The sequence below is a fragment of the Luteolibacter yonseiensis genome (assembly GCF_016595465.1).
Classification (GTDB): Bacteria; Verrucomicrobiota; Verrucomicrobiia; order Verrucomicrobiales; family Akkermansiaceae; genus Luteolibacter; species Luteolibacter yonseiensis.
In genome coordinates, this window is sequence record NZ_JAENIK010000002.1 from 72669 (window position 1) to 97033 (window position 24365).

At 61.3% G+C, this 24365-nt stretch carries 23 protein-coding genes; 11 read left to right on the forward strand and 12 right to left on the reverse strand.

The annotated features are described in order from the left end of the window. Positions 1–5: 5 nt before the first annotated feature. The 3 genes from clpX to tig form a co-directional block, all read right to left on the reverse strand. A complete protein-coding gene (clpX, locus tag JIN84_RS01325) occupies positions 6–1289 on the reverse strand; it encodes an ATP-dependent Clp protease ATP-binding subunit ClpX (protein WP_200349218.1) in 1284 nt (427 codons plus the stop codon). 62 nt (positions 1290–1351) lie between these two features. Next, complete coding sequence (locus JIN84_RS01330; protein ID WP_234043131.1) at positions 1352–2011, reverse strand: ATP-dependent Clp protease proteolytic subunit; 660 nt, start codon at positions 2009–2011, stop codon at positions 1352–1354. Between the two features lie 16 nt (positions 2012–2027). Then, positions 2028–3356 carry a trigger factor gene (gene tig / locus JIN84_RS01335; RefSeq protein WP_200349220.1) on the reverse strand — a complete coding sequence of 443 codons (1329 nt, stop codon included), beginning with the start codon at positions 3354–3356 and terminating at the stop codon, positions 2028–2030. 237 nt (positions 3357–3593) lie between these two features. On the opposite strand from tig, the gene ilvD reads away from it, so the two are divergent. The 6 genes from ilvD to JIN84_RS01365 all read left to right on the forward strand — a co-directional run bounded on the left by ilvD (position 3594) and on the right by JIN84_RS01365 (position 9979). After that, entirely contained in the window at positions 3594–5294 is a 1701-nt protein-coding gene (gene ilvD / locus JIN84_RS01340) for a dihydroxy-acid dehydratase (protein ID WP_200349221.1), read from the forward strand. A 10-nt stretch (positions 5295–5304) separates the two neighbouring features. Beyond that, positions 5305–5775, forward strand: a complete 471-nt coding sequence (locus tag JIN84_RS01345) for a hypothetical protein (protein ID WP_200349222.1) — start codon at positions 5305–5307, stop codon at positions 5773–5775. A 355-nt stretch (positions 5776–6130) separates the two neighbouring features. Beyond that, positions 6131–6661, forward strand: a complete 531-nt coding sequence (locus JIN84_RS01350) for a hypothetical protein (protein WP_200349223.1) — start codon at positions 6131–6133, stop codon at positions 6659–6661. A gap of 102 nt (positions 6662–6763) precedes the next feature. Beyond that, a complete protein-coding gene (locus JIN84_RS01355; RefSeq protein WP_200349224.1) occupies positions 6764–7492 on the forward strand; it encodes an RNA polymerase sigma factor in 729 nt (242 codons plus the stop codon). 52 nt (positions 7493–7544) lie between these two features. Continuing rightward, the gene (locus JIN84_RS01360; RefSeq protein ID WP_200349225.1) at positions 7545–8315 is read left to right on the forward strand and encodes a serine/threonine-protein kinase; all 771 of its coding nucleotides are present in this window, start codon (positions 7545–7547) and stop codon (positions 8313–8315) included. Beyond that, entirely contained in the window at positions 8261–9979 is a 1719-nt protein-coding gene (locus JIN84_RS01365) for a hypothetical protein (protein ID WP_200349226.1), read from the forward strand. Before JIN84_RS01360 ends, JIN84_RS01365 begins: the two co-directional genes overlap by 55 nt. Positions 9980–9986: 7 nt before the next feature. On the opposite strand, the gene JIN84_RS01370 is transcribed toward JIN84_RS01365, so the two are convergent. From JIN84_RS01370 to JIN84_RS01390, 5 genes are all read right to left on the reverse strand, one after another. Then, the gene (locus tag JIN84_RS01370) at positions 9987–10550 is read right to left on the reverse strand and encodes an acyloxyacyl hydrolase (RefSeq protein ID WP_200349227.1); all 564 of its coding nucleotides are present in this window, start codon (positions 10548–10550) and stop codon (positions 9987–9989) included. Between the two features lie 49 nt (positions 10551–10599). Beyond that, a complete protein-coding gene (locus JIN84_RS01375; protein ID WP_200349228.1) occupies positions 10600–11118 on the reverse strand; it encodes a YbjN domain-containing protein in 519 nt (172 codons plus the stop codon). A gap of 6 nt (positions 11119–11124) precedes the next feature. After that, positions 11125–11607: a hypothetical protein gene (locus JIN84_RS01380; protein ID WP_200349229.1), complete on the reverse strand. Its 483-nt coding sequence runs from the start codon at positions 11605–11607 to the stop codon at positions 11125–11127. 5 nt (positions 11608–11612) lie between these two features. Further along, positions 11613–11930, reverse strand: coding sequence for an Hpt domain-containing protein (locus JIN84_RS01385; RefSeq protein WP_200349230.1), 318 nt, complete (start codon positions 11928–11930; stop codon positions 11613–11615). Positions 11931–12038: 108 nt separating this feature from the next. Continuing rightward, entirely contained in the window at positions 12039–12389 is a 351-nt protein-coding gene (locus JIN84_RS01390; RefSeq protein WP_200349231.1) for a Na(+)/H(+) antiporter subunit B, read from the reverse strand. Between the two features lie 137 nt (positions 12390–12526). Here JIN84_RS01390 and cysS point away from each other — a divergent pair, with 137 nt between their 5' ends. From cysS to JIN84_RS01415, 5 genes are all read left to right on the forward strand, one after another. Then, the gene (cysS, locus tag JIN84_RS01395; RefSeq protein ID WP_200349232.1) at positions 12527–13924 is read left to right on the forward strand and encodes a cysteine--tRNA ligase; all 1398 of its coding nucleotides are present in this window, start codon (positions 12527–12529) and stop codon (positions 13922–13924) included. Positions 13925–14018: 94 nt separating this feature from the next. Continuing rightward, positions 14019–16001, forward strand: a complete 1983-nt coding sequence (locus tag JIN84_RS01400) for a DNA gyrase/topoisomerase IV subunit A (RefSeq protein WP_200349233.1) — start codon at positions 14019–14021, stop codon at positions 15999–16001. Positions 16002–16460: 459 nt separating this feature from the next. Then, positions 16461–17507 carry a type I glyceraldehyde-3-phosphate dehydrogenase gene (gene gap, locus JIN84_RS01405; RefSeq protein ID WP_200349234.1) on the forward strand — a complete coding sequence of 349 codons (1047 nt, stop codon included), beginning with the start codon at positions 16461–16463 and terminating at the stop codon, positions 17505–17507. Positions 17508–17721: 214 nt separating this feature from the next. Further along, entirely contained in the window at positions 17722–18186 is a 465-nt protein-coding gene (locus JIN84_RS01410; protein WP_200349235.1) for a TPR end-of-group domain-containing protein, read from the forward strand. 31 nt (positions 18187–18217) lie between these two features. Next, positions 18218–18589, forward strand: a complete 372-nt coding sequence (locus tag JIN84_RS01415; RefSeq protein ID WP_325099540.1) for a Dabb family protein — start codon at positions 18218–18220, stop codon at positions 18587–18589. Between the two features lie 92 nt (positions 18590–18681). Here JIN84_RS01415 and JIN84_RS01420 read toward each other — a convergent pair whose 3' ends face one another. From JIN84_RS01420 to JIN84_RS01435, 4 genes are all read right to left on the reverse strand, one after another. Further along, positions 18682–20100 (reverse strand): sulfatase family protein, encoded by a 1419-nt coding sequence (locus tag JIN84_RS01420; RefSeq protein ID WP_200349236.1) that lies wholly within the window; start codon positions 20098–20100, stop codon positions 18682–18684. A 17-nt stretch (positions 20101–20117) separates the two neighbouring features. Next, positions 20118–21575, reverse strand: coding sequence for a sulfatase (locus JIN84_RS01425; RefSeq protein ID WP_234043133.1), 1458 nt, complete (start codon positions 21573–21575; stop codon positions 20118–20120). Between the two features lie 46 nt (positions 21576–21621). Then, positions 21622–22728, reverse strand: a complete 1107-nt coding sequence (locus JIN84_RS01430; protein WP_234043134.1) for a vWA domain-containing protein — start codon at positions 22726–22728, stop codon at positions 21622–21624. Between the two features lie 94 nt (positions 22729–22822). After that, entirely contained in the window at positions 22823–24364 is a 1542-nt protein-coding gene (locus tag JIN84_RS01435) for a DUF1501 domain-containing protein (RefSeq protein WP_200349238.1), read from the reverse strand. Position 24365: the final 1 nt, after the last annotated feature.

Sequence of the window (24365 nt, forward strand, 5' to 3'; positions counted from 1 at the left end):
CCATTTCAGGCGGCGTCCTGGTCCGCACGCTTGCGGCGGATGGCGGGCGGACGCTCGCCGGTGACCACCTGGCGGTTGATCGTGACGGACTCGATATCCTCGCGGGACGGGATGTCGAACATCACCTCGAGCATCATTTTCTCGAAGATCGAGCGCAGGGCGCGGGCACCGGTTCCACGGCGGACGGCTTCCTCGGCGAGGGCGCGGAGCGCGTCGCGGGTGACGCGGAGCTTCACGTCGTTCATGGCCAGTTGCTTGCCATACTGTTTCACCAGCGCGTTTTTCGGCTCGGTGAGGATGGACATGAGTTCCTCCTCGGTGAGTTTTCTCAGCGCGGAAATGACCGGGATTCGGCCGATGAATTCCGGAATGAGGCCGAAATGGAGGAGATCCTCGGGCTGGACTTTTTCCAGAACGTTCACGGCAGGATCATCGAGGTTTTCCTTCGCTGCGTCCACGTGGAAGCCCAGGGTGTTGCTGCCGAGGCGGCGTTTCACCATGTCCTCCAGTCCGACGAACGCGCCGCCGACGATGAAGAGGATCTTCTCGGTATTGACCTGGATGTATTCCTGCTGCGGGTGCTTGCGGCCGCCTTGCGGCGGGACGTTGCAGATGGTGCCCTCGAGGATTTTCAGCAGAGCCTGCTGCACGCCCTCGCCCGAGACGTCCCGGGTGATGGAGACGTTTTCGGTCTTGCGGCCGATCTTGTCGATCTCGTCCACGTAGATGATGCCGCGTTCGGCGCGGGCGACGTCGAACTCGGAAGCCTGGAGCAGGCGGAGGATGATGTTCTCCACATCCTCGCCGACATAACCGGCTTCGGTGAGGGTGGTGGCGTCCACGATGCAGAACGGCACGTCGAGCACGCGGGCGAGCGTGCGGGCGAGCAGGGTCTTGCCCGAGCCGGTGGGCCCGAGAAGCATGATGTTGGATTTTTCAATCTCCACGTCCTTGAACTCATCGCCGACCTTCGCCTGGTCCTGGCGCAGGCGCTGGTAGTGGTTGTAAACGGCGACGGAGAGGACTTTCTTGGCGTTCTCCTGGCCGACCACGTGTTCGTTGAGCTTCGCGAGGATGCTGGCGGGCGAGGGGATCTTGAATCCCGGCTTGTCAGCGGGCGTCTTGCCCTTCGCGGTGGCGGTGGTGCCGAGTTCCTTTTCGAGGATATTCGCGCAGACGTCGATGCACTCGTTGCAGATGTAGACTCCCGGCCCGGCGATGAGCTTTTTGACTTCAGAGTGACTCTTTCCGCAGAAGGAGCACATGGTGAGATTTGAGGCGCGTGCCATGAGGTTACGGGAAAATAGGGGAAAATGGAGCAGCCGGGGGGTGCCCGGCTGCTGGTGAAGCGTCAGGCTTCGGGAGTTTTGTCTTCGATCGCCGCGGCGACGGCGTCCGGAAGCTGCTTGCGGCTTTCGAGGACCTTGTCCACGAGGCCGTAGGCGACGGATTGCTCGGCGGTCATGTAATTGTCACGATCCGAGTCGAATTCGACCTGCTCGACGGTCTTGCCCGTGTGGTGGGCGAGGATGCCGTTCAGGCGCTTTTTCAGGTTGAACATGAACCCGATGGTGCGCTCGACGTCGGACGCGGTGCCGGAGGCGCCGCCCGAGACCTGGTGGATCATGACGTGGGAGTTCGGCAGGCAGAAGCGCTTGCCCTTCGTCCCGGCCGTCAGGAGCACGGAGCCCATGGAGGCGGCGATGCCGATGCAGTAGGTGTTCACGTCGCAGGTGAGGAACTGCATGGTGTCATACATCGCGAGGCCCGCGGTGACGGAGCCGCCGGGGGAGTTGATGTAGATGTGGATGTCCTTCTTCGGGTCCTGCATCTGCAGGAAGAGAAGCTGCGCGATGACGGAGTTCGCGACAAAATCATCGATGGGGACACCGATGAAGATGATGCGGTCCTTCAGGAGGCGCGAGTAGATGTCGAAGGAGCGCTCGCCACGACCGTCCGACTCCACGACCACGGGGACGTAGTAGTTTTTCGGCGTGCCGGAGTTGCTCATTGATGATGTGGGGAAGTTAAGCATCGAGTGTTGTTTCGGTTGACTCCACCACGTTCGCGTGCTCGACGAGGAAGTCAATGGTCTTGCCGATGGCCATGGAACTGCGGATGTTCTGGATGCGTCCGGCGCGCTGCATGTCCTTGATGAACTTCTTGGGAGCCACTTTACGGGAATTCGCGATCTGGACGAGGTGTTGCACCAACTCTTGATCCGTCACGGAGATCTTTTCGATGCGGGCGATTTCCTGCAAAATGAAATTCGTGCGGAGGTTCGAAACGGCCTGGTCGGCGGCGCTGGAGAAAATCTCGCTCTGCTGGGACTCGATCTCGCCTTCGGTCATGCCGGCCTTCACACCCTGGCGGACGATGGCGTCGGCCTGGCTCTGGGTTTCCTGGGCGATCAGTTCGTCCGGAAGCTCGAAATTCACCTGGGAATTGAAGTGCGCGACGATCTGGTTGACCTTCATGTCATCGATCTTGCGGCGGCGCTCGCCTTCCATGTTCTCGGTGATGATGGTCTTGATGCCTTCGAGCGTCTGGTCCGGAGCGAGCTTGGCGGCGAACTCGTCGTTGAGCTCGGGAAGCACGGCCGTTTTCAGTTCCTTGACGGTGACCTGGAAGGTGATCTCCTTGTTCTGGAGGTCCGCGACGGGGAAATCCTCAGGCAGGGTGATGGTGATCTCGCGGGAGTCGCCCACGTTCACGCCCACGAGCTGCGCGGCGAAGCCGGGGAGGAACGCCTTTTCATCAAGGCGGACCCAGAAGCCCTCGCGGCCGGAGAGGTAGCCGGCGGACTTGCCGAGGAATTCCTCGGTTGGCTTGCCTTCGACAGTCGAGGTGTAGTCGATGACGGCGAAGTCCTTCAGTTCGGCCGCGCGGCCCTCGATGTCGTTGAAATCGGCGAAACGCTCCTGGAGGGCGGTGAGTTGCGCCTCGATTTCTTCCGTTGGAACGGCGGCGGGTGGCACCGTGACGGTGACGCCCTTGTATTCAGGAAGAGTGACTTCCGGAGCGAGAGTCAGCTTGGAAACAAAGGTGACGGAGCCGTTTTCGTGGGTGGTCACGTCTTCCGGCACGCCGAAGTCGAGCACGTTGAGCGACTCCTGCTTGAGGGCCTCGTCGTAGGCCTCGTTGATGAGCACGCCGTTGAGCTCTTCGGAAATCTCTTTTTGGAAACGTTTTTCCACGACAGCACGCGGAGCCTTGCCTGGGCGGAATCCGGGGACGCGGGCCTTGCTGGTGTAGCCTCTGACGATCTGATCGCGCTGGCCGTTGACTTTATCCGCTGGGATTTCAACGCGAAGGGTGGCGACGCACTTTGGCTGCTTCTCGACAACAATGTTCATAATAGATAGTACCGACTTTGGCGTCGGGCGGGCAAACTAGAGGAATTTTCCGCCGAATGTCAAATGAGGTGTTCGAAAAGCGCGGTGGCCCGGTCATGGGCGAAAACCGGTGGTGCGGGGCCTGCCGGCCGACGGAAGAGGTGTTTTTCAGGAAACCACCCGCCCGGAACCCGCGTGACTTTCAACAATCTCCCGCACTTGACGTGAGGGGATTATCCGCAGGATGCTCCGCCCGCGATGAACGACACAACACGCCCCTTTTCCAGTCTGATGCTTGATGGCCCCGACCGCGCCCCCAGCCGCGCGATGCTCTACGCCGTCGGTTTCAAAAAAGAAGATTTCTCCAAGCCGCAGATCGGCATCGCCTCCACCTGGAGCCAGGTCACCCCGTGCAACGTCCACATCGACAAGCTCGCCATCGAGTCCTCGAAAGGGGCCGACGCCGCGGGCGGCAAGGGCGTGATTTTCAACACCATCACCATTTCCGACGGCATTTCCATGGGCACGGAAGGGATGAAATACTCGCTCGTTTCCCGTGAGGTGATCGCGGACTCCATCGAGACGGTGGTGGGCTGCGAGGGGATGGACGGCTTTGTCGCCATCGGCGGCTGTGACAAGAACATGCCCGGCTGTCTCATGGCCATGGCCCGGATGAACCGTCCTTCCGTGTTCGTTTACGGCGGGACGATCCTGCCCGGCTGCGCCCACATCAAGGGCGAGAAGAAGGATCTGGACATCGTTTCCGTGTTCGAGGCCGTCGGCAAGCATGCCAATGGGGAATACACGGATGAGGAACTGGAGACCGTCGAGTCCTGCGCCATCCCCGGAGCCGGTTCCTGCGGCGGGATGTACACGGCGAACACGATGGCCAGCGCGATCGAGGCGCTCGGCATGTCGCTGCCGAACGGTTCCGCCCAGAACGCGGTGTCCGAGGACAAGATGCGCGATTGCTTCGACTCCGGGGCCGCCGTGGTGAACCTCATCAACCTCGGCATCAAGCCGCGCGACATCCTCACGAAGGAAGCCTTTGAAAATGCCATCACCGTGCTCATCGCTCTCGGTGGTTCGACGAACGCCGCGCTGCACATCCCCGCCATCGCCCACGCCGCGGGGATCGACATCACCATCGACGACTTCGAGCGCATCGGCAAAAACGTCCCGGTCCTCGCCGATCTCAAGCCATCCGGCAAATACGCCATGTCCGACCTCGTCGCCATCGGCGGCACCATGCCGCTGATGAAGATCCTGCTGGATGGCGGTCTGCTCCACGGCGACTGCATGACGGTCACCGGCCGAACGATGCGTGAGAACATCGAAAAATTCACCACCCCATATCCCGCGGACCAGCAGATCATCCGCCCGCTTTCGAACCCGATCAAGAAGGACAGCCACCTGCGAGTGCTTTACGGCAACCTGGCGGAAGGCGGCGCGGTCGCGAAGATCTCCGGCAAGGAAGGCGAGCTCTTCACCGGCAAGGCCCGCGTTTTCGATTCGGAAGGCGACGGCATGAAGGCGATCCTCGCGAAGGAAATCAACAAGGGCGACGTCATCGTCATCCGCCTGGAAGGACCGAAGGGCGGTCCCGGCATGCGCGAGATGCTCGGACCCACCAGCGCCGTCATGGGCATGGGCCTCGGCAAGGACGTGGCGCTCATCACGGACGGCCGCTTCTCGGGTGGCAGCCACGGATTCGTCGTCGGCCACATCACTCCGGAAGCCTTCATGGGCGGTACCATCGGCGTCCTTGAGGACGGCGACGAGATCACCATCGACGCCGTGAACAACCGCATCGACGTGAAGCTTTCCGACGAGGAGATCGCGAAGCGCAAGGCCGAATGGGTCCAGCCCGCCCCGCGCTACACCCGCGGCGTGCTCGCGAAGTATGCCAAGCTCGTCTCCACCGCGAGCGAAGGCGCGGTGACGGACAAGTATCTGTGATCGCAAACAGATGCAGAAGTCGGTTGCCATAGCGGTCCGCACCTTTCTTTTAACTGGAGCAGCCTTCCTGACAGTCGGCTGCTCCAGAACCTTGATCGGCGGGAACGGCGCGGAAGCCGAGTTTGAAGAATTGTTCGGCATCGCACCTTTGAAATCCGTGGATATCCGGTACCATGAATTTTCGAGTTATTTCGGAGGTTACCAGCGGTGGATGAGCTTCAAATATGATGCTGCGACCTACGATGCCATATTGAAAAAGGGTGACTACAAGCTTGCGAAGGTATCCATGGCAGGCTTCGGGAATACTCCGAACGCTCCCACATGGTGGCCCAAGTCGGATCCTCCGCCTCCTCCGCGGTGCTTTCTTTATTCGCGTAGCCAGGACGATACTCCCGCAGATGAGGGTTTCCAGTTTCGGGAGTTCATGTGGCATGACGCTTCTTCCGATCAGGTCTATTATTGCAAATCTTATTGGGACTGAGATCGATCAGTCCTGCATGGGCCGTTTCCGGCGGTTCCGATTCCTTGAGTCTTTTGATGTGGCTTGATGTATTGAGCTGGAAGTCCGTCAGGGAGTGGATCTTCCGGGTCTGGACCCTATTCCTGCCCTCGTTGGATTGGCTGAGAAACCGCGAGGAAAGTCAACCGAGGCATCGGCCTCCGGCGTTTGTTACGAGGTTGTCGCCTCAAGTCGGTTTCCAATTCGCATGCCATCGTGCTAATGGTCTGTTGCAAACGGCCACGGAAGCATTTCATGTCGTATGGCGGAGGTGCGCCCCGCGTGCGGCGGAATCCGACAGACCTTTTGGCGGTAATTACCCGAATACTTGAAAATCATGAAACTACTCCTCGCGTTTTCGCTTCTCACGGCGGCCATTTCATCCGGAGGGGAGTCGTCGCTCACCACCACCTATCAACCCTTCTTCGGGCTGGGTTACAGCAGGATCACCATCGCTCCCGTCATCTGCCACGACTGGTATTCCCATAGCGGCCAGGCAACGGCGATCCCCCTCATTTCCGCAAAAAACGTCCCTCCCACCAATAATCCGAAAGAAGCGGTGGAGGATGTGAACATCGCATCCCGGTGCAAGGTTTACTTTTACACGAATGACATCGGAGACCTCAGGGTCCCGCCCGAGATGACGATGGATGTCGCCAGCTTCGTTGTTCCACAGGGAAATGCGTATCCACGGGAAGAGATCATCCGCGCGTGCCTGGAGTGCCTCAGACGCTGCCTGCCGGAAAGACTTGTGGATATTCCCCTGAGTTTGAAGGCCACGGATGCCGACAAGGAGTGGGTTTCGAAAATCACGGAGGAGTTCAACTCGCATGACCGCCGCAAGGTTTTCTTCTCGCCCGAGAAATGAATCCCGCCTCGCGGCCGTTTCAGATGAGACCATGAACGGTCGTCCGTATCAATTCAGGCTGTAACAAACGCGGGTGGATCCTTATGGAGGGGTTGTCGTTCCATGGATACCGCCGCCCAGCCCCTGTTTCTCACCACCCGCTGGACGATCGTGCTCAGTGCCAGGGATCCCTCGTCGTCCGCATCCGCCCGGGCCTTGGAGTCCCTGTGCCAGGCCTATTGGTATCCTCTCTACGTCTTCGTCCGCCGCCAGGGGCACTCGGCCCACGACGCGCAGGACCTGACCCAGGATTTTTTCGCCAAGCTCCTGGAAAAGGATTATCTCCGTGCCGTGGAGCGGGAGAAGGGCCGCTTCCGCACGTTTCTGATCTTCGCGTTGAAACGGTTCCTGCTGAATGAATGGGACAAGCGCCGGTGTGTGAAACGCGGGGGAAGCATCACCCACCTCTCGCTCGATGCGAATCTCGCCGAGTCCCGCTATCTGATGGAGACCTGTGAATCCGAGCCCGCCGATCATCTTTATGAAAAGCGTTGGGCGCTGACGTTGCTCGATCAGGCGATGGGGAGGCTCCGGACGGACTATGAGACGACCGGACGGGGTGTGGAATTCTCCCATCTTAAAGTCTATCTCACGGTGGACCGGAGCGAGGTCTCCTATCCCGGAATCTCATCCGCCCTCGGTATGACGGAAGGAGCGGCACGCGTGGCCCTCCATCGTTTGCGCAAGCGTTTCCGCGAGGTGTTTCGTGAGGAAATCGCAGGCACCGTCTCCGCGGCGGACGAGGTGGACGACGAGGTCCGCCATGTGGTGGCCGTCCTGAGCCGGGGTTGAAGTTTTTTCTCCGAGGCGGTAACAATGCGGCGCGGTTCCTTAAAAGATGGGTATGACCACAACTGATCCGATATCCAGCCCATCCTGTCCCCGTTGCGGAAACCCGCTCTCCCATGACGCGCCGGAGGGGCTCTGCCCGCGTTGCCTGGCTGCCATCAATTTCGGCGGAGATACCTTTTTAACCGGCGAAGGCTCCTCGCTGCCGCCGCCACCCGTCAGCGAGATCGCCCCTCATTTCCCCCAGTTGGAGATCCTCGACTGCCTCGGCCGTGGTGGGATGGGGGTGGTTTACAAGGCACGCCAGATTTCGCTGGATCGCCTGGTCGCGCTGAAACTCCTCGCCCCGGAGCGGGAGAAGGATCCCGAGTTCTCCCAGCGGTTCGTCCGCGAGGCACAGGCGCTCGCGAAGATGAGCCACCCGCACATCGTCACCGTCCACGACTTCGGCCAGGCGGGAGGATTTTTCTATCTGCTCATGGAGTATGTGGACGGAGCGAACCTCCGCCAGCTCCTGCTGGCCCACAAGTTCACCCCGGAGCAGGCGCTCGGGGTGGTTCCGCCGCTTTGCGACGCCCTGCAGTATGCGCATGACCGCGGCATCGTCCACCGCGACATCAAGCCGGAGAACCTGCTGATGGATCGTGACGGCCGCCTCAAGGTCGCGGACTTCGGGCTGGTGAAGATGCTCGGGGCCGACGCCTCGGGCGATGACCGGCCGATGGGAACACCCGACTACATGGCCCCCGAGCAATCCGGAGACCCGGTCAGGTGGACAACCGGGCCGACATTTACTCGCTCGGCGTGGTCATCTACGAGATGCTGACCGGGGAACTGCCGGGAAAAAATTTCGAACCGCCGTCAAACAAGACCGGTGTGGATTCGCGTCTGGACGAGGTGGTCCACCGGGCCATGGAACATGATCCGGGCCAGCGCTACCAACAGGCGAGTTTTCTCAAGACCGAGGTGGAGCGCATCACGGGCGCTCCCGCTGGTCCTGTCCCGCCACCGGTTTCCCAGGCCGCTTCTTTCGCAACTCCCGCTTCCGGCGGAATCAAGACCTCTGTGGAAACTCCGGCCATCGCCATGATGGTGGTCAGCGGATTGTCATTGTGCGGACATCTCTTCGTGGTGCTGATGGGACTCCTGTTCCTGCTGGGTGGAGCGGGTTTCGTCCGATCCTGGATGCCGGGATTCATGGTGCCGGGCCAAGGTGCGTTCGGAGTGCTGTTGCTGGCCCTCGGTCTGGGCTGGATCATCGTCATGACAACCGTCCATGTGGTTTCACTGGTGGGGGCCAACCGCATGAGGAAACTGGAGTCCTACAACTGGGCTTTCGCCAGCGCGGTGATCCTCACCGCGGGAGGGGTGCTGTCCCTGCCCGGTTTGTTCACTTCACCTCTGGACGGTCTGATGATCCTCGGCCAGCTGGGAGCCGGCATTTGGGGACTGGTGGTGCTGTTGCGCGAACCGGTGAAGTCCCTTTTCAACAACGGAGAGACATCCCCCCTCGGGATAACCAATCTTGCCGGTCCGGTAAAATCCACCCTTGGGATATCAAATCTCAAGATTCCTGCGGTGGGGCTCATGGCCGCCTCCGGGATCAATCTGGTGATCCTCCTCCTCACCGCCGCCCTCGCGTTTCTCAAGATTGACGGACCGGCGATCTTCGTGGTGTCGGCGCTGGTGTTTTTATTCGGCTCGTTCTCGGTGGTGACATTCATCGGTGCCTGGAAGATGTTCCACCGGCAAAACCATGTGCTGTCGGTTGTCGGAGCGGCGCTAGCGCTGTTGACGCCTCCGGGATTTTTCCTGGGCTTCGCTTTTGCCGTGTGGGCGCTGATCCTGCTCCTGTTTGATGCGAATACGAAGGCCTCCTTCAAAAGGGAAGGGGATGAGGCTGGATCAAAACCATCGCGAAAGGAATGGATGGTGGCCGCCGGAATCGTTGCGACGGCTGCGGTGCTGTTGTTCGGAATTCCGGTGATGGCGCTGTTCTCTCGCTCCGCCCGCGGCAGCCGCATGATCCATCACGAAGTGGGAAACCCGGTCGTGGCGGTTCCCTTCGCGCCATTCCCCCAGATGCCCGAATTGCCCGAGATTCCCGCGGTATTCCCTCCAACACCCGGGCTCATGGATACCACGGGGTCGGCGGAACAGATTGGCGACGATGACGTGGCCGCCCGTCTGGATGTCAGCAGCAGGATCTCGGATGCCGCTGTCAGAACTCAAACATTGGCGGCGATCGCCCGCGACGCCGCTTCCGCTGGAAACGTTTGGGTGGCGGGAGCCGCCATCAAAAGGATTCGCGAGGCCGGGCTCCATGACGAGACCTGCCAATGGGCCGCGCTTCAACTGTGCGACCGTGGCCAGCGCAAGGATGCCGTTGAAATCGCCCTGCTGATCCGGGACCCGGCCAAACGCGATCAAACCCTCGCCGAGCTTTCCACCCGTAAAAGCCCCGCCAAGGAACCGGCAACGGACAGGTGACCGTCGGTCAGAATTGGAAGCCGAACCCGAGGGTGAACCCCAGGGCGTCGATTCCCGGATTCGGATCGGTGGCTCCGAGGTTGGAGTGGTGGATGAAATAAACGCCTCCCAGCAGTGACAGATCCTCGGTGAGTTTCTGGCGGAGACCGAGCTGGGTGAACCAGTTGAACGTGAAGTCCTGGCCCATCGCCTGTTCTCCGCCCGCGCTGTTCATCCAGCCGAAACCGCCGCCGATGGAGAAGAAGGCCGAGGTTTTTTCCGATGGGAACCAATATTCGATGGAAGGTGCGGCGGCGAGACCGACGTAGATGTCCTCCGGCCCGTGGGTGATCGCTTCGAAGAGGGCGGAGAAGCGGTTCCTCACCACGATCTTCGCACCGCTTTCATCCTCCCACCAGGTCCACATCACCGGCGACCGCAAGGTGAGTTGGGTGGGGATGATTTCGTAGTCGATGTCCGTGTTGTTGCCGACGTTCCAGAGGTAGCCGCTTTCGAGCGTCCACTCCCAGCTGTCCGCTTCATGGGCCGAGGCGGGGAGTGCGAGGAGGGCCAGCAGTGCGAGGGTTTTCATGCCCCGGTGCTATCCGTGGATCGGGTGGCGGTCGAGAACGATTCGCGGATCAATAATATTCTTCCTCCTGGTCACCAGGCACGGGAGGGATGATGTCCTCGCGCATGAGCAGGCGGGGGATATCCAGGTCGTCCAGCAGATCGGCCGGCGTGTCGCGGACGATGGCCGCATAGGGGACGATGCGGTCCAGTTCCGCAATGCCGCAGTGGACCATGGAGGAAATGATGTCCGAGTCGTATTTCTCCCGCTCGAAAAGATTGGTGATGCGGAAGACGAGGAACTCACGGTCCAGATCATACTCGAAACCACCGAGCGTGAGCTGCTTGTTCGCCCGGGCCAGCAGCTCGAGGACCACCGGCAGATGTTCCTCATCCAGGCTCAGGCGCGACTCGGTGACCACGGTGAGCGCGTTGAGCTGGGGGTATGCCTGGGCGATGAGGTCGACGCGCGTGTGATGGGCGTCGAATCCGGCGCGCAGGACATCGCGGCCTTCCACGAGTTCGCAGTGCCAGCCGTTCTGGCCGAAGGTTTCTTCGACGGTGAGGATTTGTCGGGAGTGGGGTCGCATGTTGGTTCAGCCGTTGTTACCGGGCGGAGATACGCGCCCGAGCACGGCTTTGGCAAGCAAGGTCCGCCGGTCCGCGCGAATCGGTGAGAGCGAGAGGTGGATGCCGGAGGTTTTTCCGGCGTCGTGGTGCAGGGTGAGGCGCTTCGTCCGTCCGTCCACTTCGGCGGTGTGGATTTCCTGCCAGGTCACGAGCCGCATGCCGTCCGCCGGACGGAAGAAGGGAAAAATCTCGATGCCGAGCGGCGTGAGGATGAGGTAGGCGTGCTTCGTCAGACGCACCGCGGTGTGTGCCATGAAGATCGCGAAAGCAAATGGCACCAGGGCCCAGGCGGGGTGGGGGAGAAGCGGATTGATGTCCCGATACCAGGCGGAAGCGAGGAGGGTGACACCCACCGCGGTGAGGACGGCGGCGGTGATGGAAAAAACGATGGCCTGCCCGGACCGCGTGAAGCGCAGTTCCTTTTCCGGTGCCTGTATGCCGACCGTCATCCGGATCAGGCCTCCATGCACAGGACCGCATTTTCCGCGGCGCTGAGCTCGTTCTCGAAGACATCGATGTCGAAGCCCCGGCTCTCAAGGACGGCGGGGCTTTCGCACGAGCCGATGATGGCGACGATCCGCTCCAATCCGAAGAGCGAGGCACCGCCCTTGCAGCGGTGCAGGTCGTCACGCAGTTGGGAAAAATCCCCAGCTTCCAGCAAGGCCCGCCAGCCCGACATCTGGTGGCGGGTGTCATTGAAAAAATCAAAAGCAAGCGCGCGCAGCCCGGGGAGATCTCCATGCGCCATCTTGAGAAAGTTCGTCGAGTTCATGGGCAGTAGGTCGCTGTTCACAGCCGTTACCTAAGACCGGGATGGCCGGGTTCTTGAAGCTATTAATCGCGTAGTGTTCAAAGATTCAAGCAGCCACGCTCCGGGCTCTCATTTTTCCTTCAACGACCCGGCGGCCGCCGGATGTTCCGGTGGCGGTGCGGCCCGCATGTCCGCCGCACGGGGCTCCGCCGGAGCTTCGATTTCCACGAACTCGTCACCGTCCCGCGAGATGCGCCAGTGGTTGAGCGTGATGACGATCACCAGCCCCAGGATGGCGAAAGACGCCTCCATGAAAAAAGGCGTGGTGAGGATGCCGATCATGGTGCCCAGCCACTCGCCCCACAGGCCGGGCAGGAAGCGCCAGCCCACAAGCAGACCCGGGACGATCACCGCAAGGGAGATCAAGATGCCGGCCGCGATCGCGACTTGTTTTACCCGTTCGTCTCGCACTTGTTCCATTCGTGGCGGCAGTCTAAACCCCGCCTCCCGGAAATCCAACCCCCTAAATTCACAAAAAACACCCGCCTCCGGATCGGATTTTCGGTGGCGAAACGGTTTGCTCTTGGCTCCCGGCCCGCCGCTCCCTAAACCGCGCCATGCGGCTTTTCGACACGCTATCCCGGACCGAGCGCGACCTGAGACCCATTGATGGGACGACCTTCCGTTTTTACTGCTGCGGTCCGACCGTTTACGGCCCCGCGCATATCGGGAACTTCCGCACGTTCGTCCTGCAGGATGTCCTCCGCCGCACGCTGGAAACCGGTGGCATGAGGACGCTGCACGTCCGGAACATCACGGATGTGGACGACAAGACGATCCGTGATTCCCAAAAGGCCGGCAAATCCCTCACCGACTTCACCAGCGGCTGGACCGAAAGATTCCATTCCGACTGCGAAAAGCTCGGCCTGCTGCCACCGCATATCGAACCGGGAGCCGTCGAACACATCCCCCAGCAGATCGCCATGATCGGAACGCTGGTGGAGAAGGGGCATGCCTACGCCTCCGACGACGGCTCGGTGTATTTCAAGATTTCCTCCTATCCCGGCTACGGACGTCTGTCCCGTCTGGACGAGCGCGAGCTGGACCTCGGCAAGACCCAGAATGCCCGCTCGAACTCGGATGAATACGAGAAGGACAGCCTCTCGGATTTCGTGCTTTGGAAAGGCCGGAAGCCGGAGGACGGAGACAATTTCTGGCCGTCCCCGTGGGGCGAGGGTCGTCCGGGCTGGCACCTCGAGTGCTCGGCGATGATCCAGGAATACCTCGGAGATTCGTTCGACCTCCACTCCGGCGGGGTGGATCTCGTCTTCCCGCACCACGAAAACGAGATCGCCCAGAGCGAATGCGCGTGCGGCGGTCATTTCGCGGAAAACTGGTTCCACATCACCCACCTGCTGGTGGATGGCGGGAAAATGTCGAAGTCCGTGGGAAACCTCTACACGCTCGCGGATCTGGCGGAGAAGGGCCACACCGCCATGGAGGTCCGCTATGTCCTCATCGGTGCGCATTATCGCAAGCCGCTCAATTTCACGCTGGATTCCCTGGCAGGCGCCCACGAGGCGCTCGCGAAGCTTGGGAAGGGCGCCCGCGCGCTCGCCGCGAGGATCGGCTCGGATGTCATGCTCACCCGCGCGGATTTCGGTCCGTTCCAGGCCGCATGGGAAAGCCTGAACCACGATCTCAACACCCCGGGGGCGCTCGGCGGCCTCTTCACCGGCCTGCGGGAATCCGCGGCGCTGACAGGAGCCGAAGCCGCCGCCGCATTGGCCGGATTCAACCGCATCCTTGGCGCGCTCGGTCTCACCCTGCCTGAGGAGGCTCCGCAAAAATCCTCCGAGGTTCCGGAATCGGTCAAGGCTCTGGCCGAAACACGCTGGCAGGCCCGCCTCGCCAAGGATTGGGCGGAATCCGACAGGCTCCGCGCCCAGCTCGCCGAACAAGGCTGGCTGATGAAGGACGGCAGGGAGGACTACACGTTGGAACCCGTCGGTTGAAAACCGGCCTGTTTCCCTTGATCCGGGGCATGGAACGCCGCCCCGGCACCGCAGGCTTGCACGGCTGGCCGCGGCTCTTTAACCATCCACTGACATGACGCAAGATCCCGACCACCACGATTCGCTGGGAGCGATGTATTCCGACTATTTCCTGGACTACGCCAGCTACGTCATTCTGGAACGCGCCGTGCCGCATCTTTTCGACGGGCTCAAGCCGGTGCAGCGCCGGATCCTCCATGCGATGGACGAGCTGGATGACGGGCGCTACAACAAGGTCGCCGGAATCGTGGGAAACACGATGAACTATCACCCGCACGGCGACCAGTCGATCGGTGCCGCCATCGTGGGGCTGGGGCAGAAGGATCTTCTCATCGATACCCAGGGCAACTGGGGGAACACCCTGACCGGTGACGGTGCCGCCGCACCCCGTTACATCGAGGCGCGGCTCACGAAGTTCGCGAACGACGTGGTTTTCAATCCGAAGACCACCGTGTGGCTGCCTAGCTATGACGGCCGCCGCAAGGAGCCGGACACGCTGCCGGTGAAGTTCCCGCTGCTGCTGGCCCAGGGGGTGGAGGGCATCGCCGTCGGCCTCGCCTGCAAGGTGCTGCCGCACAATTTCCACGAACTCATCGAGGCATCCATCGCCGTCCTGCGCGACCAGCCGTTCACGCTCGTTCCGGATTTCCCCACCGGCGGGATCATGGACGCGTCCGACTACCGCGACGGCCTGCGCGGAGGGAAGATCCGGGTCCGGGCGCGGATCGCGACCGACAAGAAGGGCATCCTGCGCATCACGGAAATCCCCTTCGGCACCACCACGGGCGCGCTGATGGAGTCCATCGTCGCCGCGGCGGACAAGGGGAAGATCAAGATCGCGAAGATCGAGGACAACACCGCCGCGCACGCCGACATCCTCGTTTACCTGCCCGCAGGGGCGGATCCGGAGCAAACCCGCGACGCGCTCTACGCCTTCACGGACAGCGAGCTGGGCATTTCCCCGAACGCCTGCGTCATCTTCGACGGCAAGCCGGTCTTCATGGGCGTCTCGGAAATCCTCCGCCGCACCACGCACCACACGCGCGACCTGCTGAAGATGGAGCTGGAGATCAAGCTCGGCGAACTCGCGGAGAAATGGCATTTCAGCTCGCTGGAAAAGATCTTCATCGAGAACCGCATCTACCGCGACATCGAGGAATGCGAGACGTGGGAAGCCGTGCTCAAGGCCATCGACGACGGCCTCAAGCCGTTCAAGAAACTCCTCAAGCGCGAGGTCACCGAGGAAGACCTCGTGCGCCTCACGGAAATCAAGATCAAGCGCATTTCCAAGTTCGACTCCTTCAAGGCGGACGAGGAGATCAAGGCGCTGGAAAAACTCATCGACGAGACGGAGAAGAACCTCCGCAACCTCACCAAGTTCACCATCAGATGGTATGAGGACCTTGCCAAGAAATACGGCAAGGAACGCGAGCGCCGCACCGAGATCGCATCGTTCGACCGGGTGGACCGCACGCAGGTCATCGCCGCCACCGAAACGCTCTACCTCGATGCGAAGAACGGATTCGCCGGCTACGGTTTGAAGAAGGACGGCGAGCCGTTGGAAAAATGCTCCACCATCGATGACATCATCGCCTTCACCCAGGACGGGAAAATGCGGGTGATGAAGGTCGCGGACAAGGTGTTCGTCGGCCAGAAGCCGCTGCGGGTCGCCATCTTCCGCAAGGAGGAGGACCTCATCTACTCGATGATCTACCGCGACGGCCGCGACGGTCATATCCTCGCCAAACGTTTCACCGTCGGCGGCATCACCCGGGACAAGGAGTATGATCTCACCAAGGGAACGCCGAACAGCCGCGTGCTCTACTTCGCCTTCCACAAGACCAACGAGGAAAGCGCCGCGCAGATGCTGCTCGTCCACCTCAAGTCCGGCCTGCGGATGAAAAACCTCATCCGCCCGCTGCACTTCGCCGAGTTCGGCATCAAGGGCCGTTCGTCCGGAGGAAACCTCGTCACCAAGCACGGCATCGAGAAAATCATCCGCGCGCCGAAGGATTATGATCCGAAGGCGGGGGCGTAGCACCAGAACCGCAGCGATGTCTGTGGAAATCAGCCTGCGGCGGTATGTCGGTCTGTTTTCCCGTGAAACAGTCAAAGCCTTCGCTCTGAATTCACCGTCCGCGTCAGGATCTCACAGGTCCTTGGAATTCTGCGCGCCCGGGCCTGTGCCCGCAAGCGGCCGGTTCGCATAGCGGACCCGGAATTCATAAGATGCCCATGAACAGGGTTTTCAGAGGGGAGAGCACGGGAAATTGAAATTTTAAAAAGAGCCGGTTCTTGGGAGGGCTTGTGACCGGGAATCGCGTTGAAATCCACAGACTTCGTGTCCGGCTTGGATCCGGAACGAGCCACGGCGGATTTTCCTACTCGAAATCCCGCGTTTTTCCAACGATTTCGCCCTGAAGATTGACGCATGGCAATTCGCATGCACAATTTCCGCCGCCGGGCGCAAAATCGCACGGCATTCCCAATTATTGCCATGACTACCATCGCCATCAACGGATTCGGCCGCATCGGCCGCCTTGTCTTCCGTGCCCTCGTCGAACAAGGCCACCTCGGAATCACCTTCAACGTCGTCGCCGTGGGTGACATCGTTCCTGCCGACAACCTTGCCTACCTCCTGAAGTACGACTCCACGCAGGGTCGCTTCAACGGCACCGTTTCGTCGAAGAAATCCTCTCCCGAGCTGGAAGAAGACGATGTGATCATCGTCAACGGCCATGAGATCAAGGTCGTCAGCGCGCGCAGCCCCGAAGGCCTGCCGTGGAAGGACCTCGGCGTGGAAGTCGTCATCGAGTCCACCGGACTCTTCACCGAAGCGGAGAAGGCCAAGGGCCACATCACCGCCGGTGCGAAGAAGGTCATCATCTCCGCTCCTGCGAAGGGCGAGGACGCCACCTTCGTCGTCGGTGTCAACGACGAGCTTTACGATCCCGCCAAGCACCACATCATCTCGAACGCGAGCTGCACGACGAACTGTCTCGCCCCGATCGTCCACGTGCTTCTCAAGGAAGGTTTCGGCATCGCCGAAGGCCTCATGACCACCATCCACTCCTACACCGCGACGCAGAAGACCGTCGACGGTCCTTCCAAGAAGGACTGGAAGGGGGGCCGTTCCGCCGCCATCAACATCATCCCGTCCACCACGGGTGCCGCCAAGGCTGTCGCGCTCGTCTGCCCTGAAGTGGCCGGCAAGCTCACCGGCATGGCGTTCCGCGTGCCGACTCCTACCGTCTCCGCCGTGGACCTCACCGTGAAGACCACCAAGGAAACCTCCCTCAAGGAGATCAAGGCGGCTCTCAAGAACGCTTCCGAGACCTACCTCAAGGGCATCCTCGCCTACACCGAGGACGAAGTGGTTTCCACCGACTTCATCCACGACAAGAACTCGTCGATCTTCGACGCCGGCTCCTCCATCGAGCTGAACTCCACGTTCTTCAAGCTCGTCAGCTGGTATGACAACGAGTGGGGCTACTCCAACCGCGTCATCGACCTCCTTACGGACGTCGTGAAGAAGGGTATCTGATCCTCAGGCGCCGGTCGATGACCGTCGCAATCTCAAAACGGCAGTCCGCGAGGACTGCCGTTTTTTTGTTCCCTCGGGACGCAACCGGTCCGTGGAATCCAAAGGCAACGGCCTTTGGGTATGATCGATCCGGCGGAACGGACGCCTCCGTCATTTTTCCAAACCTCCCTTGTTGCCACGGTGAAAAGTTTTTCCTAAAGTCACGGGGATGGTGGTGTCGAAAACGTTACGCGCGGCGTCCGGCTGGCTTGATCTGGGGCTGGCGGACGAGGCGCTTCATGAACTGCAATCCCTGCCTCCGGAAGTGCAGATGCTCCGGGGTCCCCTGGAACTCAAGCTGGCCGCGCAGATGGAGCAGGAGCAGTGGAATTCCGCATCCGAGACCGCCCGCCTGCTCTGCCTGAAGGCCGAGGACGTGCCGGAGTTTTTCCTGCGCGCGGCCTATTGCCTGCATGAGACGGGGGACACCCTCGCCGCCTGCAATCAATTGTTGCGCGGTCCGAAGGAGCTGTTCGACATGGCGATCTTCCATTACAACCTCGCCTGCTACCTGTGGACGCTTGGTGACGGACCACGCGCCCGGAGCCACCTGGAACAAGCCATCGACATGGATGGGACGTTCCTCGAATCCGCCCGTGAGGACCGGGATCTCGCGGGGATGAAACTGCCGCCGGCTTGACAGTCCGCCGGATGGCTGGGAAACAACGGGCGTGAAAAAATTTCTCCTCATCCTCATGTCCGCAGCCATCACCGCAAGCAGCGCCCTCGCCGGGGGCGAGTTCCGTCACGTCGTGTTTTTCAAGTTCAAGCCCAGCGCCACGCCGGAGCAGGTGAAGGAGATTGAAAAGGCCTTCGCCGAACTGCCGAAGAAGATCCCGGGCATCACCGGTTACGAGTGGGGGACGAGCGAGAGCGTGGAAAAACTGAACGACGGCTTCACCCATTGCTTTTTCGTGAGCTTCAAGGACAAGGCGGGGCTCGAAGCCTATCTTCCTCATGAGGCCCACAAGGCCTTCGGAGCGAAGCTCGGAGGCTTGTTGGAAAAGGCGTTCGTCTTCGACTACACCGCAAAGGCGGAGTGATGCCGGTTCCCGCTGACACCGGTTTCCGCAGATGAGGATCATCTGGGAAACCGGTATGGAAATCGCTTCTTACGGGAGTGCGTTAAAACGATTTATAAATCCAGATCCCGGTTCTTGCCCCGTTTGGGATTTTCGTTGCCGAAGTTGTCGGGATCGACGGTCGAAGGAACCTGGAAACGGGTTTCCTGCTTGAGTCTTTCGAGTTCGGAAAGGAGCTGCTTTTTGAGATCGGCGTGGTCCGGGTTGTTGAACTGGTTGGTCAGTTCGTACGGGTCCTTGCCCACTTCATAAATCTCGTTCCACTGCTCGCGGCCGGGATAGACGATGATCTTGTCGGTGGTGGTGCGGAGTCCGAGGATGGTCGGATTTTTGAAGTTCCGCTCGTAGAAGTATTCGTAAAGGAAAGACTTCCTCCAATCGGCGGGTGGCTTCTCCTCCAGCAGCGGCCGCAGGCTGCGGCCCTGGATTTCCTTGGGAATCTCCACGCCCGCGAAGTCGAGCAGCGTCGGCGCGATGTCGATGTTGAGCACCAGGGGATCGATGGTTTTTCCCGACACGTTGTTGAACGGCGAGCGGATCAGGAACGGCAGGCGGATGGATTCCTCGTAAGCCGAGCGCTTGTCACCCAACGAGTGCTCGCCGAGGTAATAACCGTTGTCGCTGGTGAAGATGACGACCGTGTTCTTGTCCAGCCCGAGCTTGTCGAGTTCGTCCAGCAACCTTCCCAGGCTCCGGTCCGCGCTCGTGAGGGTCCGGAAGTAGTTGAGCAGGTTTTCACCGCGATAGCTGTTTCCGTTTTTCGCCTCCGGGCGGAAGGGCGAGGTGAGTTGGAGGCTCGGGACGGGGACCGCTTCGCTGCCCGCGTAGGCGGCCTTGAAGTCTGTCTCCGGCTCGCGCGGACCGTGCACCGACTTGAAGCCGACCGTGAGCGAAAAGGGCTTGTCCTTGTTCTCGCGGAGAAAGCCGATGGCGTAGTCCGCGGACGCGTCGTCGATCCATTTCTCTTCGATCACCTGCCTCACCCCGCCGTTCTTCCGGATGGTCACGGGGCAGTCGTAGAACTTCCCCTGGCCATCGAAGCTGGCGGAGAAGTCGAAGCCCGGGCGCTCCGGCTGGTTGCCCATGTGCCACTTGCCGACGAACCCGGTGGTGTAGCCCGCCTTCTGGAGCAGAGTGGCATAGGTCACCGTGCCCGGCGGCAGCGGAGTGTGGTTGTTCGTGACCCCGTGGGTGTGGGTGTATTGGCCTGTTAGAAAGGTCGCCCGGCTGGGAGAGCAGAGCGAGGTGGTGCAGAAGGCGTTCGAGAAGTGCGCGCCCTGCGAGCGGAGCCGGTCGAGGTTCGGGGTTTTCAGCCAGGGGAAACGGGCCTTCCCGCCCTGTTGCTTCTGGATGAAACCAAGGGCGTCCCAGCGCTGGTCATCGGTGTAGATGAAGAGGAGGTTGGGTCGCTTTTCCTGGGCGAGCGCCGTGAATACGGTGGCAAGCAGGATGCCGAGGGATAGGATTCTCATAGGGATGGTGGGATGGTTCAGTCGTCCGCGCTGTCGCGGTTCTTCTTTTTCTTCGGTGCGGTTCCTGCCTTGGACGGATCGTTCGGCGTAGGGAAGGGGGCCTTGATTTCCTGCCTCCAGGTATCGAGCTTCGCCAGCAGCGCGGCGGCTTTCCCGGGCTGGGCGGTGGCGAGGTTGTTCGCCTCGCCGATGTCGTTTTTCAGGTCATAGAGCTCGAGCGATTTGTCCTCGAGGTTCTGGATGAGCTTCCAGTCGCCGGAGCGGACCACGCTGACCGGCTTGGTGCGCCACGAGTCGCCATTCGCTCCCAGGTAGCCGGGGAAGTGCCAGAAGAGCGCGTCGCGGTCGAGCTTCTTGGCGGGATCCTCCAGCAGTTTCGCATAGCTGACGCCATCGAGAGGCTGGTTCTCGGGAGCGGGTGCTCCGCTGAGCGCGAGCAGGGACGGATGGAGATCGACCGAAATGATCGGAGTGTCCGTGACGCCGCCCGGGGCGATCTTTCCTTTCCAGCGGAAAACGTAGGGGACGCGGATGCCGCCTTCGTGGAGATTGCCTTTGCCGGCCTTGAGAGGGGAGTTGTCGGTGACGCCCTTGGCGTTGATGCCGGCTTTCTGATAGCCTCCCACGCCGCCATTGTCGCTGGTGAAGACGATGAGCGTGTTCTCCGCGATGCCGAGCTTGTCAACGAGGGCGGTGATTTTTCCAACGCTCTGGTCCACGCTGGCGAGCATGGCCGCGTAGACGGGGTCGTGGTGTCCTCCGGCGGCTTGCTTGTTCTTGAAATGCTCGATCAGCTCCGGTTTCGCCTGATAGGGCGCGTGGACGCCGAAGTGCGGGAGATAGAGGAAGAACGGGCCGTCCTTGTGGCGCTCGATGAAGTCGGCGGCCTTGTCGGTGAGGAAATCCGCGAGGTAGGTGCCCTGCGGGTAGTCCACCTGGGGATCTGTCTTGAAATCGAAATGTTTGCCGTTGGAGACGATCGCTTCGTCGAATCCGCGCTTCGACGGGTGCTCCGCCGGTTTGTTTCCAAGGTGCCACTTGCCGAACATGCCGGTGGCGTAGCCCGCTTTTTTCAGCGATTGCGCGATGGTAGTCTTGTTCCCAGGCAGGGCGACGACGTTGTCCACCGGGCGGAGCGGGCGGCTGCGCCAGTCGAAGCGGTCGATGTTTCCCACGGTATAGACACCGGTGCGCGCGGCGTATTGGCCGCTGATGAGCGCGGCACGCGTGGGCTGGCAGTTCGGGCCGTTCGTGTAGCCGTTGGTGAATTTCAGTCCGTCGGCGGCGAGCTTCTCGATGTTCGGGGTTTCGTAGTAACGGCTGCCATAGGCCGAGGTGTCGGTGTAGCCGAGATCGTCCGCGAGGATGAAGATGATGTTGGGCGGCTTCTGGTCCGCGAACGAGGTCTGTGGCATGAGGGACCACAGCGCGGAGGCTCCCGCAAGGGCGATGTTTCTAAGGGATGGGGATGTCATGGAGTGATGTTGGACTTGGATGGGAAACCGTTTTTTGAATGCTGTTTCAGTTTTTGAAATTGGAGACGACCGATGTCCCGTCCGCGCTGATCTGGGTGAAGGCCCCGCCGGATTGTTTGGCCAGCGCGCGCATCGCGTCCGCCGCGTCCGGCTCCATCATGGAGATCGTGTTGATCACGGTGCTCCGCCGCCTGGCCGTGCGGCTGAGTTCGTCGATGGTTTCATAGACCTTCTTGCTGACGATGCCGTCCGTCATGAAATAGATGACCTCGGGTGCCGGCTGCATGCCGAGCGCGAGTTCGATGGCGGGTTTCCAATAGGTGCCGAACTCGAGCTCGGTCTTCCTGACCGTCTCGATCGACTGCCGGATGTTTTCCGCGCCCGCCCTCAGCCATGGCGCCTGCTGGCGTCTGCCGGACATCTCCCAGTTGCCGATGTTGATGGAGGTCCAGCGGTGTTCGGTCCCTTGGTTGTCGATGACCACGGCGCTTTTCTGGTCGTCCGCCATCCTGACGACCGATCCGCCGAGCCACACCGGACCGGCGAAGAAAATGAGTTGGTAGTCCTGGGTGGGATCAAGCTGGCCGATTGATTTCACCAGTTCGGTCCGCATCAGTTGCTGGCGTTTGCCTTTCATGGATTTCGAAAAATCGATCACGTAGGCGATGCGCTTCGCCTTGACCTCCAGATCGAAAAAGCGGGCGGTCGGAAGGGCGAGGCCGCCGCCGTTTCCAATCCCCGGGCCGAATCCGTTGCCCACACCCGCACCCTTGCCACCGCCGTGACCGGAACCTCCAAGCCCTCCCGAGAGAGAGGAAAATCCGACAGCCGGAAGATGGGTGATACCCGCTCCATCCTCCGGCAATGGCAGGACGACATTGCTTTTCACATCGAGCGCCGCGACCCGTGGCGCGCTTGCCTTGGAAAAAACAGCGGTCTGTTTCTGCTTCACGATCGAGTAGGTTCGGCCGCCACCTCCGCCGTCGTCATCTCCCTTGCCTCGGGCCACGAAATCCACCCGTGCTTCCGGCGTTTCGCGGATGCTCCGGACACAGAGCATCGCGACGATGAGAAGCAGCGCGTGCATGCCGATGGCGATCCATAGGGAAGCCCCGCCCGGTTTCCACCAGATGATCCCCTCGGAGGCTTTCATCGGGCGGGCGGGGGGCGCTTGTCCCGGAGGTCGTGGAGCGGAACGCGGGGGAACCGCGATCGGACCCGCTTTGTTGGTATGTTTCATGACCCTGTCAGATGAAGGCGAGATTTGCGGACGACAGCGACGGATCATCGAAACGCGGGAGATTGGGGAAAACGGCTTCGAGTTCGTTCGAGGAAACACCGAACCAGTTGGCAAGTTTCGAGGAATATTGATCCACCGAGGTGGTGGGGATCCAGCGGCCGCGGTTGCTTCCCGCATCGATGGAACCTGCGGCGGCTCCGGTCTTCAGCGACGGGAAATGCCCGTAGACGTCGCCACCCTTCACCGCTCCGCCGAGGACGATGGCATGGCTGCCCCAGGCGTGGTCGGAGCCCGCTTTTTCGGGATCGGTGTTGTTCGGCGTGAGAGTGCGGTTGAAGTCGGAGGCGGTGAAGGTGGTGACCTTGTCCCAGACTCCGAGGGCCCGCAGCGTGTTGGAGAAGGCGGCGAGCGAGTGGTTCAGTTCGGTGATGAGATCCGCGTGGGAGGAGAGCAGGGTCTGGTGGGTGTCGAATCCACCGATCTGGCAGAAGAAGACCTGCCGGTTGTTGCCGAGCACGCCGCGCCCGGCGATGAGCTTCGCGATCATCTTCAGCTGGTTTCCCAGGCTGGTGGTGGCGTTCGTGAAGTGGGTGTCGAAGTCCACTCCGGTGGCCGCGGCGGCGGTGATCGCGGCTCCGACGGTGCCTTCGGCGGCGCGGGCACGGATGACGACGCGGTTGTATTCCTCCTCGTGGAGGTTGGCGTGGGTGAGGCGCATGATGTCGTCGAAGGCTTTGAGCCGGATGCCGGCGGGATTGCTCTTGTAGGTGCCGTTCGGATTGACCGCGTCGGCATAGGCATCGCCGAAACCGGAGAGCGGGACGGTCCCTTCGTCATTGATGGCGTACTGGGTCACTTGTCCGGTGGTTCCGATCTGGAAGGAGTTCACGCCCGCGAGGGAGATGGACATCGAGACCTTCGAGGTTCCCGCGTTGTACGATGAATGCAGTAGATCCGCCGCCCGTCCGCCCCAGCCGGAGGCGAACGCCTTGTCCGGGACGGAGGACTGCCACTGTGTCTGCTGGTCGGAGTGGGAGAAGAGCTGGGGCGGCAGCGGGATGTTTCCGCTCTGGTAATCGGCGCGGGAGGAAACGGGGAAGGCGAGCGTACCGACGTTGGCGACGACCGCGAGTTCCTTCCGGTTGAAGAGGCCGGCGAGATCGGGTGCCTGGGGATGCAGTCCGAGCGGCGCCACCGTTCCCGCATGGTGCCGCTGGAAGGCGCGGGTATCGGCCGGCAGGGTGAGCGGATTCAGGCCCGCGGACGGCAGTGCCAGCACGCCGCGGCCATTCACGTAGTCCTCGCGAAGCGATCCGGATGACGCGGCACCGGAGGGGACCAGCAGGTTGTTGGAATCGTGGCCGCCGTTGAGGAAAAGACAGACCAGCGCCTTGTAATCGGACGTCGGAGCCGACTGCGCCACGGCCGCGGTGACGAGCCGCATCTGGGCGAGCGCGTTCACCAGTCCGGTCACGCCGAGCGACGCGCAGGCGGATTGGCGGATGAAATCGCGCCGTCGGACGAGATCCTCTTTCTGATGTCTCTTCATG

What these genes read in the sequence shown, in the direction of transcription:
- JIN84_RS01330 (WP_234043131.1), bottom strand. Translation starts at nt 2,011, where the DNA reads ATGAGCAACTCCGGCACGCCGAAAAACTACTACGTCCCCGTGGTCGTG.
- cysS (WP_200349232.1), top strand. Translation starts at nt 12,527, where the DNA reads ATGCGGCTTTTCGACACGCTATCCCGGACCGAGCGCGACCTGAGACCC.
- ilvD (WP_200349221.1), top strand. Translation starts at nt 3,594, where the DNA reads ATGAACGACACAACACGCCCCTTTTCCAGTCTGATGCTTGATGGCCCC.
- JIN84_RS01400 (WP_200349233.1), top strand. Translation starts at nt 14,019, where the DNA reads ATGACGCAAGATCCCGACCACCACGATTCGCTGGGAGCGATGTATTCC.
- JIN84_RS01345 (WP_200349222.1), top strand. Translation starts at nt 5,305, where the DNA reads ATGCAGAAGTCGGTTGCCATAGCGGTCCGCACCTTTCTTTTAACTGGA.
- JIN84_RS01390 (WP_200349231.1), bottom strand. Translation starts at nt 12,389, where the DNA reads ATGGAACAAGTGCGAGACGAACGGGTAAAACAAGTCGCGATCGCGGCC.
- JIN84_RS01435 (WP_200349238.1), bottom strand. Translation starts at nt 24,364, where the DNA reads ATGAAGAGACATCAGAAAGAGGATCTCGTCCGACGGCGCGATTTCATC.
- JIN84_RS01355 (WP_200349224.1), top strand. Translation starts at nt 6,764, where the DNA reads ATGGATACCGCCGCCCAGCCCCTGTTTCTCACCACCCGCTGGACGATC.
- JIN84_RS01420 (WP_200349236.1), bottom strand. Translation starts at nt 20,100, where the DNA reads ATGAGAATCCTATCCCTCGGCATCCTGCTTGCCACCGTATTCACGGCG.
- JIN84_RS01385 (WP_200349230.1), bottom strand. Translation starts at nt 11,930, where the DNA reads ATGAACTCGACGAACTTTCTCAAGATGGCGCATGGAGATCTCCCCGGG.
- JIN84_RS01360 (WP_200349225.1), top strand. Translation starts at nt 7,545, where the DNA reads ATGACCACAACTGATCCGATATCCAGCCCATCCTGTCCCCGTTGCGGA.
- clpX (WP_200349218.1), bottom strand. Translation starts at nt 1,289, where the DNA reads ATGGCACGCGCCTCAAATCTCACCATGTGCTCCTTCTGCGGAAAGAGT.
- gap (WP_200349234.1), top strand. Translation starts at nt 16,461, where the DNA reads ATGACTACCATCGCCATCAACGGATTCGGCCGCATCGGCCGCCTTGTC.
- JIN84_RS01370 (WP_200349227.1), bottom strand. Translation starts at nt 10,550, where the DNA reads ATGAAAACCCTCGCACTGCTGGCCCTCCTCGCACTCCCCGCCTCGGCC.
- tig (WP_200349220.1), bottom strand. Translation starts at nt 3,356, where the DNA reads ATGAACATTGTTGTCGAGAAGCAGCCAAAGTGCGTCGCCACCCTTCGC.
- JIN84_RS01375 (WP_200349228.1), bottom strand. Translation starts at nt 11,118, where the DNA reads ATGCGACCCCACTCCCGACAAATCCTCACCGTCGAAGAAACCTTCGGC.
- JIN84_RS01380 (WP_200349229.1), bottom strand. Translation starts at nt 11,607, where the DNA reads ATGACGGTCGGCATACAGGCACCGGAAAAGGAACTGCGCTTCACGCGG.
- JIN84_RS01425 (WP_234043133.1), bottom strand. Translation starts at nt 21,575, where the DNA reads ATGACATCCCCATCCCTTAGAAACATCGCCCTTGCGGGAGCCTCCGCG.
- JIN84_RS01350 (WP_200349223.1), top strand. Translation starts at nt 6,131, where the DNA reads ATGAAACTACTCCTCGCGTTTTCGCTTCTCACGGCGGCCATTTCATCC.
- JIN84_RS01430 (WP_234043134.1), bottom strand. Translation starts at nt 22,728, where the DNA reads ATGAAAGCCTCCGAGGGGATCATCTGGTGGAAACCGGGCGGGGCTTCC.